The sequence below is a fragment of the Sulfuriflexus sp. genome, from assembly GCF_032250955.1.
GTDB lineage: Bacteria > Pseudomonadota > Gammaproteobacteria > AKS1 > AKS1 > Sulfuriflexus.
In genome coordinates this window covers 1-2,914 of sequence record NZ_JAVVES010000126.1, presented here as the reverse complement: position 1 = coordinate 2,914, position 2,914 = coordinate 1, and the positions used below count along the sequence as shown (strand labels likewise).

Here is a 2,914-nt window from a genome sequence, read left to right as displayed (position 1 = left end):
CGCATCAATCAACCTGGTTACCTTATTTTCTCGAAGCTTAATGCTTGTCAGGCTTATGTTAACGGGACAGCAGTGATGACTGATAGTTATTTCAGTAAACCCAGCAGGTATTCACCATAACCATTCTTGCTTAAGGGTACGGCCATTTTTTCAAGTTGCTGATTATCAATCCAGGCATTCCGCCAGGCGGTCTCTTCCGGGCAGGCGATCTTCAGCCCCTGTCGGTGCTCAATGGTCTGGATAAATTGGGCCGCATCAAGCAATGAGTCATGTGTCCCGGTATCGAGCCATGCCATGCCACGGCCCATTACTTCTACATCCAGCAAGCCTTTGTCCAGGTAAATTCTGTTGACGTCAGTAATTTCCAGCTCACCTCGTGCGGAGGGTTTGATGGAATGCGCGATCTCGACCACATTATGGTCATAGAAGTACAGACCGGTCACGGCGAAGTGGGATTTGGGCTGCGCAGGCTTTTCTTCCAGACCGATGGCGTGATTATTTTTATCAAACTCGACCACACCGTAACGCTCCGGGTCTTTAACCTGATAGGCAAAGACGCTGGCGCGATCGGTTTTACTGGCGGCTTTTTTCAACTGTTCTGAGAAACCGTGTCCATAAAAGATGTTGTCGCCGAGCACCAAAGCGCAGGCATCACCGTCAATAAACTTTTCACCAAGAATAAAGGCCTGCGCCAAACCATCCGGGCTATCCTGAATAACATAGTTCAGCTTGATGCCAAACTGGCTGCCATCGCCCAGCAACTCCTTATATAAGGGCATGTCATGAGGTGTGGAAATGACCAGAATATCATTGATACCCGCCAGCATTAAGGTCGTAAGCGGGTAATAGATCATCGGTTTATCATATACAGGCAGTAGCTGCTTGGAAACAACGTGTGTAACTGGATAAAGACGTGTGCCTGAGCCGCCGGCTAAAATTATACCTTTCATGAGTTTGTTTCCTGGATCAATCCGAGACGTTCGCGACGATAACTGCCATCCATTACCCGCTGGCACCATTGCTGATTATCCAGATACCAGTTAACTGTTTTACGCATCCCGGTCTCAAATGTTTCATCCGGCTGCCAGTCCAGGTCTTGCATGATCTTGCTGGCATCAATGGCATAACGTTGATCATGTCCAGGACGGTCATCCACGTACGTGATCAGATCTGCATAATGCTTAATGCCTGCGGGGTGTTCAGGGACACGTTCATCCAGAATGCCGCACAGCGTGTTAACAACCTCAAGATTAGTCTTCTCGTTATTACCGCCAATGTTATAGGTTTCCCCCACCAGGCCCTCTGTCACAACCTTGTATAAGGCCCGTGCATGGTCATCGACATACAACCAGTCACGGATCTGGTCGCCGGCACCATAAATCGGCAATGGTTTCCCTTCAAGGGCATTGAGAATAATCAGTGGAATCAGCTTTTCCGGAAACTGGTAAGGGCCGTAGTTATTTGAGCAGTTCGTCAGTACCACGGGCAGGCCATACGTTCTATGCCAGGCACGCACCAGGTGATCAGAAGAGGCTTTGCTCGCCGAGTAAGGCGAGCTCGGGTCATAGGCAGTTTGTTCAGTGAACAGTCCCGTGGCACCGAGGCTACCGTACACTTCATCGGTAGAGATGTGGTGAAAACGGAAGCGGGTCTTTTCCTTTTCATCCAGCGCCATCCAGTGGCGGCGAGCCTCCTCAAGCATGATGTAGGTGCCGGTGATATTGGTATGGATGAAATCCGCCGGACCACTGATGGAACGGTCTACGTGTGACTCGGCGGCCAGATGCATAACGGCATCCGGGCTGTATTTGTCAAATAACTGCTCGATAGCCTCGGCATCGCAGATATCGGCCTGTTCGAAATGATAGCGATCATTATCGGCAACCTCGACAAGGGACTCCAGGTTGCCTGCGTAGGTGAGCTTGTCGACATTGATTATTGCGTGGTTCGTCTCTTGAATAAGGTACCTGATGACCGCAGAACCGATAAAGCCGGCCCCACCAGTAATCAAAAAAGTCTTCGATGTTGAATTGTAATCATGCATTTATATTAAATCGTCCATACTACTCGGGGCTGCGCACTGCGAAGCCCTCAAAATATTATTAGAGAATCAGATTGTTTTTTTTCTTCTGCATATTCAATAAGGTAACACACAATCAGGCTACTTTTTAATATTGCGCAAAAAGTAGTTTACGAGGCCATTGGTCGAGGCATCATGTCCGCTTACTGCCTCACCTTGTCGCAATTCCGTAAAGACCTTTGCTGTCAATTGCTTGCCCAGCTCCACGCCCCACTGGTCAAAAGAATTAATATTCCAGATGACGCCCTGAACAAAAATCTTGTGTTCATACATGGCAATCAGTGAGCCCAAAATCTTCGGTGTCAGAGACTCGAACAGAATCGTATTGGTCGGCTTGTTACCGGCAAAGACCTTGTATGGCAGCAGGCGTTCCACCTCTTCAGGTGCCAGGCCTTCTTGCTCCATTTCGGTACGTGCTTCTGCTTGTGTCTTGCCTTTCATCAGGGCCTCGGTCTGGGCAAAGAAATTAGCCAGCAGGATATCGTGATGCTCACCGAGGGGATTCAGGCTCTTGTACGGAACAATAAAATCGGCTGGCACCAGGTGGGTTCCCTGGTGCAGCAATTGATAAAAGGCATGCTGGCCGGTGATCCCCAACTCTCCCCACAGGACCGGGCCGGTAGCGTAGTCAACCGGCTCACCGTCACGGTCAATCGTCTTGCCGTTGCTTTCCATATCGACCTGTTGCAGGTAGGCAGGGAAACGGTGCAGGTGCTGGTCATAAGGGAGCACGGTATAGGTTTCGGCACCAAAGAAATTAAGCCTCGTCAGAAAAATTCATGGGTAGTTTTCGGGGCAGGTAGCGCTCCAAGCGCGTGATATAAGGCGATTTCA

Annotated in this window: 2 protein-coding genes and 1 pseudogene; all 3 read right to left on the bottom strand. The window is 49.6% G+C overall.

All coding sequences use genetic code 11. From position 1 onward, the window contains the following. Positions 1-86: 86 nt before the first annotated feature. Positions 87-950 (bottom strand): glucose-1-phosphate thymidylyltransferase RfbA, encoded by an 864-nt coding sequence (rfbA, locus tag RQ738_RS13470; protein ID WP_314165827.1) that lies wholly within the window; start codon positions 948-950, stop codon positions 87-89. Beyond that, on the bottom strand, positions 947-2,044 hold the full coding sequence (gene rfbB / locus RQ738_RS13465) for a dTDP-glucose 4,6-dehydratase (RefSeq protein ID WP_314165826.1): 1,098 nt from the start codon (positions 2,042-2,044) through the stop codon (positions 947-949). Before rfbB ends, rfbA begins: the two co-directional genes overlap by 4 nt. 117 nt (positions 2,045-2,161) lie before the next feature. Then, positions 2,162-2,842 (bottom strand): annotated as a pseudogene (gene pgi / locus RQ738_RS13460) (glucose-6-phosphate isomerase); the annotation flags it as partial. Positions 2,843-2,914: the final 72 nt, after the last annotated feature.